This is a genomic window from Streptomyces sp. 15-116A, assembly GCF_025290915.1.
Lineage (GTDB): Bacteria > Actinomycetota > Actinomycetes > Streptomycetales > Streptomycetaceae > Streptomyces.
Map to the genome: position 1 here is coordinate 1 of NZ_JAOCQE010000375.1, position 5,096 is coordinate 5,096.

At 73.6% G+C, this 5,096-nt stretch carries 5 protein-coding genes and 1 pseudogene; 1 reads left to right on the forward strand and 5 read right to left on the reverse strand.

Translation table 11 applies throughout. The annotated features are described in order from the left end of the window. Positions 1-287 (reverse strand): annotated as a pseudogene (locus N4P33_RS32600) (sulfurtransferase); the annotation flags it as partial. Between the two features lie 330 nt (positions 288-617). On the opposite strand from N4P33_RS32600, the gene N4P33_RS32605 reads away from it, so the two are divergent. Continuing rightward, the gene (locus N4P33_RS32605; RefSeq protein ID WP_260830547.1) at positions 618-1,421 is read left to right on the forward strand and encodes a VOC family protein; all 804 of its coding nucleotides are present in this window, start codon (positions 618-620) and stop codon (positions 1,419-1,421) included. A 100-nt stretch (positions 1,422-1,521) separates the two neighbouring features. Here N4P33_RS32605 and N4P33_RS32610 read toward each other — a convergent pair whose 3' ends face one another. From N4P33_RS32610 to N4P33_RS32625, 4 genes are all read right to left on the reverse strand, one after another. Beyond that, positions 1,522-2,172 (reverse strand): thymidine kinase, encoded by a 651-nt coding sequence (locus tag N4P33_RS32610; protein ID WP_260830548.1) that lies wholly within the window; start codon positions 2,170-2,172, stop codon positions 1,522-1,524. A gap of 47 nt (positions 2,173-2,219) precedes the next feature. Beyond that, on the reverse strand, positions 2,220-3,440 hold the full coding sequence (locus N4P33_RS32615) for an alkaline phosphatase family protein (RefSeq protein ID WP_260830549.1): 1,221 nt from the start codon (positions 3,438-3,440) through the stop codon (positions 2,220-2,222). After that, the gene (locus N4P33_RS32620; protein WP_260830550.1) at positions 3,440-4,027 is read right to left on the reverse strand and encodes a DUF5998 family protein; all 588 of its coding nucleotides are present in this window, start codon (positions 4,025-4,027) and stop codon (positions 3,440-3,442) included. Before N4P33_RS32620 ends, N4P33_RS32615 begins: the two co-directional genes overlap by 1 nt. A 51-nt stretch (positions 4,028-4,078) precedes the next feature. Continuing rightward, positions 4,079-5,096 (reverse strand): acetate--CoA ligase family protein (locus N4P33_RS32625; protein ID WP_260830551.1); only part of this gene is annotated, 1,018 nt, incomplete at its 5' end.

The following is a 5,096-nucleotide window of genomic DNA, read 5'->3' on the forward strand; positions in this document are numbered from 1 at the left end:
ACAGGCCGCCCGCGTGACACCCCCGCCCGCCGCATCGCCGCCCCGAACACCCCCAGATCCGGCAGCGGATGACGCCCCCGCTCCCCCGGCGCCGAGGCCAACTCCTTGTCAAGATCGACGAACACGGCCCCCGGAAGGTGCCCGTCCAGATAAGCGGCCCGCCCGTCGAACGGCGGCTCACCGCCCGCCTTGGCCACACTGAGCTGCCAGCGGACATCGAGCAGCACCGGCGGATTACCGCCCGCCAGTTCGCTCGCGAGTTCGGATGCGGAAATGATGGCGTTCATGGCCACCATCCTCGCGCACGGGGTGGCCGTCTCGTCCAGGTCCGGCTACTCTGCTCGGCCGGGCAGGCACGATCACGAGGCGTACGGGATCGGCCACATGCTGTACAAGCGATCGACACCCGGCCGCAAGCGCGCCGAAAAGGGCGAGGAGCCGGACATCGGGCATCCTCCGGGGACAGGAGCCGACACTCGGGGCATACCCGAAGGGGCACGGCGCCACGACCGGTGCCGGATCGGCCCGGGGACGATCCGTACCGCGGATGCGACGCGACCCTCGCCAGGGTCGAGAAGAGCACGGCCACCACGAGGGCGGCCGAGAAGAGAGTGACGATGACCGACGCACGGGGATCCGCCCGCCACGACGGCGAGCGGCCCGCTCGGCACGCGCCCGGCACACCCTGCTGGGTGAGCCTGATGGTGCACGGCCTGGACGCGACGCAGGAGTTCTACCAGGCACTGTTCGGCTGGGAGTTCCGCCCGGGCCCCCAGCAGCTCGGCCCGTATGTGCGCGCCCTGCTCGACGGCCAGGAGGTGGCCGGCATCGGCCGGCTGCCGCCGGACCGTCATCTGCCCATCGCCTGGACGCCCTATTTCGCCTCCTCCGACGTGGACCGGACGGCCGAGACGGTCCGCTCGTGCGGCGGCACGATCGGCGTCGGCCCACTGGACGCCCCCGAGGCGGGCCGGCTGGCGATCGGCTCGGACCCCTCGGGCGCCGTGTTCGGCATCTGGCAGGCGGCCGCGCACACCGGCACAACTGTCACCGGAGTGCCCGGCACACCCGCGTGGAACGAGCTGACGACCTTCGAGTCGGCGAGCGTCGCCAAGTTCTACGAGACGGTGTTCGGCTACGACGAGGAGCCGGTGGTCTCCGCCGACCTCGACTACGTCACCCTCCACCTGGACGGCCGCCCGGTGGCCGGCGTGTACGGCGCGGGCAACGCCGTACCGCGCGACCGGGGGCCGCACTGGACGACGTACTTCACGGTGGCCGATCTCGACGACGCGGTGGAACACGTCGTCCATCTGGGCGGCCAGGTCCTCAAGCCACCCCGGGACGGCAGCCACGGCCGCACGGCGGCGGTCGCGGACCCGGAGGGGGCACGGTTCTCGCTGCTGCAGCAGCCGAGCTGAACTTCCCGCGGCGAACCGCCCGAACCTGCGGGACCGGCAGACCCTGGCGCACCGGGGCCACCGCGCCCATCGCGGCCACCGCGGCCCCCGGAAGGGGCCGTCAGGTGGCCGACACCGGCAGCACATCCGGCGACAGCGCCGCCGCGCGGGCCGTCGCCGCCGTCATGCGGCGGCGGTGATGGCGGCGGCACAGCACCTCGTAGCCGATCTCGTCCGCCGAGCCGGTGACGTCGCCGACGACCACCTGGGCGCCCTCGACGACCATCACGCCGCCCACCGTGCGGGCGTTGTGCGTGGCGCGGGCGCCGCACCAGCACAGGGCCTCGACCTGGAGCACCTCGACCCGGTCGGCCAGCTCCACCAGACGCTGGGAGCCGGGGAACAGCTTGGTGCGGAAGTCGGTCGTGATGCCGAAGGCGTAGACGTCGAGCTCCAGGTCGTCCACCACGCGCGCGAGTTGGTCGATCTGCTCCGGCGCGAGGAACTGCGCCTCGTCGGCGATCACATAGTCCGCGCGCCCGCCCTGCGAGAGATGGTCGACGAGGTAGGCGTACAGATCTGTGCCGTCCGCGACCTCCACCGCGTCGGTGACGAGGCCGAGGCGGGAGGAGAGCTTGCCCTCGCCCGCGCGGTCGTTGCGGGTGAAGATCATGCCCACCAGGCCGCGCGCCGAGCGGTTGTGCTCGATCTGGAGCGCCAGCGTCGACTTCCCGCAGTCCATCGTTCCGGAGAAGAACACCAGCTCGGGCATGGCGGGAAGAGCACCTTTCGGTGGAGATCAGTCAGGGGCTGGGACGGTCAGGAGCGTACTTCGAGCAGCGGGACGAGCTGTTCGGCAGGGGTCATCGACCCGTGGTTGCCGACCATCTGCGACTCGTTCGGCTCCCGCTGGGAGGCGATGAGCAGGACGTCGTCCCGCGCGGCGGCGACCACGTCGCCGATGCGGTCGTACACGCGCTCGTCGATCGCGGGGCCGAACCAGCCCGCCGCGATCGCCTCGTCCCGCGAGGCCACCCAGAACTGCTCGCCGAGCACCTCGCGCCAGCAGGTGAGCACGTCGTTCGCGGCGCCGGGGACGGCGTAGACGTGCCGGGCGCGGCCCTCGCCGCCGAGCAGGGCGACGCCGGCCTTCAGCTCCCAGTCCTCGTCGAAGTCGATGCGGTGCTGCTCGTCGAAGGGCACGTCGAGCATGCCGTGGTCGGCGGTGACGTAGAGCGCGGTGCGCGGCGGGAGCTGCTCGGCCAGGCGCTGCACGAGGCGGTCGACGTACATCAGCTGGCCGCGCCAGGTGTCGGAGTCGACGCCGTAGCGGTGGCCGGAGCCGTCGACCTCGGAGTAGTACGTGTAGACCAGGGACCGGTCGCCGGCGGCCAGTTGCTCGGCGGCGAAGTCCATCCGCTCCTCGCCGGTCAGCCGCCCGTGGAAGGTGCCGCCGCTGAGGGCGACCTTGGTCAGGGGGGTGTTCGCGAAGGCCGGGGAGGACACCTGGGCGGCGTGCACGCCCGCGCGGTGGGCGAGCTCGAAGACGGTGGGGTACGGCTGCCAGGCGCCGGGCGGGGTCCAGGGCTGCCAGCGCAGCTGGTTCATCAGCTCGCCGGTGTCCGGGTTGCGCACGGTGTAGCCGGGCAGGCCGTGCGCTCCCGGGGGCAGGCCGGTGCCGATGGAGGCCAGGGAGGTGGCGGTGGTCGCCGGGTAGCCGGCGGTGAGGGGGCGTCCGGTGCCGCCGCGCGAGGAGGCCAGCAGGGACGTCATGAAGGGAGCCGCGTCCGGGTGTGCCTTCAGCTGCTCCCAGCCCAGACCGTCGATCAGGAACACGCAGTTCCGGTCGGTGGGGGTCAGCTCCGGGATCGCTGCGGACATGCCGGGCACGCCCATGCCGGCGGCGAGCGTGGGCAGCAGGTCGGCGAGCGAACCGCTGCCGTACTCGGGCAGGGGCGCGGAGTCCAGGGGGAGCGGCTCGGGGTGCGGGTCCCAGGCGGGCGTGTGCGACGGCGGCGTGGGGCGGGTGGGCTGCGCCATCAGCGCGTCTGGTCCGCGGTCGCCTCGGAGAGGGCCTGCGCGAAGGCGAGCGCCTGGCGCACCGTCTCCGGGCCGTCGCCGGCCTCGCTGACTCTCAGGCTCAGGTCGTCCGCCGTGGAGTTGCCCGTGTAGCCGTGGTCGGCCTCGCAGTTCGGGTCGCCGCAGGCGGCCGGCTCCAGGTCGATGCGGGAGACGGCGCCCCAGCCGATGGTGAGCACGATCTCGCGCGGGAGCGTGCCCGGGGTGTACGACTCCGGGTTGGCGACGACGCGGCTGACCACGATCGACGAGATCCGGCCGAGCTTGACCGACTCGGTGGAGGTGGTGGCGTACGGCGTCGGGGAGGTGCTGTCCGCGGCCTGCTCGTCGGTGTGGCTGACGATGAAGCGGTTGCCGGTGAGGACGAGGACGGTGACATGCCGCCTGACCTCGTTCTGGTCGAACGTCGTCTCCTGATGGACCAGGTACGACCGGATGGGCTCGCCGCCCACGGCGGCCTCCACCGCCTCGGCCACGAGGGCCGGGTAGTAGCCGCTGCGCTCGATCGCCGCCCGCAGCCCCTGGGTCGTCGTACTGGTCTTGGCCATGACGCCCATCCTACGGGGGACCACTGACTGCGAGGGACCGCTCGCCACGGGTCAGTACGCGGGGAGGGTCCGCGGGCCGAGGTCGTCGCGGGCGGGCGGGGGTGCGAGGCGGACGGACGCGCCGAGGACGCTCAGGCCGTGCGGGGCGACGACGACGGGCTCCAGGGTGACCGCGACGACCTCCGGGTGGTCGTCGACCAGCCGGGACACCCGCAGCAGCAGCTCCTCCAGCGCGGGGGTGTCGACGGGGGCGGAGCCGCGCCAGCCGAACAGCAGGGGGGCGGTGCGGATGGACCGCACCAGGGAGGTCGCCTCCCGGTCGGTCACCGGGATCAGCCGGTGCGCCGTGTCGTCGAGCAGCTGTGAGGCGGCCCCGGCGAGTCCGAAGGACAGGACGGCTCCGGCGGCGGGGTCGATCACCGCGCGCACGACGGTGTCCACCCCGCGCGGCGCCATCCGCTGCACCACGGGGCGCAGTTCCTCGGCCGTCCCGAACAGCTCGGTCAACTCGGTGTACGCCCGGCGCAGTTGCTCCTCGTCGGCGAGGTCCAGGCGTACGCCGCCGAGGTCCGCGCGGTGGCGCAGGTGCGGGGCGGTGGCCTTGAGGGCGACGGGGTAGCCGAGGGCGTGGGCGGCCTCGGCGGCGGCGTCGGGGGTCGGGGCGGGGATCGCGCGGTGGACGTCGATGCCGTAGGCGCCGAGCAGCTCGCAGGTGTCGTCGGTGCCGAGGGTCAGTCCCTCTCCGCGCGCGAGCATCCCGCCGATCAGCGCGGCGGCCCGCCGCTCGTCGATGTCGTCGTACTCCGGAACCCTGCCCGGCTCGGCGGCCTCCCGCCGCCACTGCGCATACGCCACGGCCTGCCCGAGCGCCCGCACGGCGCGCTCGGCGGCGGGGTAGGCGGGGATGAGGAGGGCGCCTCCGGGAGCCGGGGGCGCGGGTTGATCACCTACTCCGGTGCCGGCCTGGGGAGGAGAGGACGGCCGCGTGTGGACGCCCGCGGGGGGCCGGGCCCCGGTGGTCCCGGGCGCGGGAGGGGTGGTGGGCGCAGGCCGCGCACCGGTCGGGCGT

Excerpts from the sequence above, each read along its gene's own strand:
- N4P33_RS32610 (WP_260830548.1), bottom strand. The coding sequence starts at position 2,172 with ATGCCCGAGCTGGTGTTCTTCTCCGGAACGATGGACTGCGGGAAGTCG.
- N4P33_RS32620 (WP_260830550.1), bottom strand. The coding sequence starts at position 4,027 with ATGGCCAAGACCAGTACGACGACCCAGGGGCTGCGGGCGGCGATCGAG.
- N4P33_RS32605 (WP_260830547.1), top strand. The coding sequence starts at position 618 with ATGACCGACGCACGGGGATCCGCCCGCCACGACGGCGAGCGGCCCGCT.
- N4P33_RS32615 (WP_260830549.1), bottom strand. The coding sequence starts at position 3,440 with ATGGCGCAGCCCACCCGCCCCACGCCGCCGTCGCACACGCCCGCCTGG.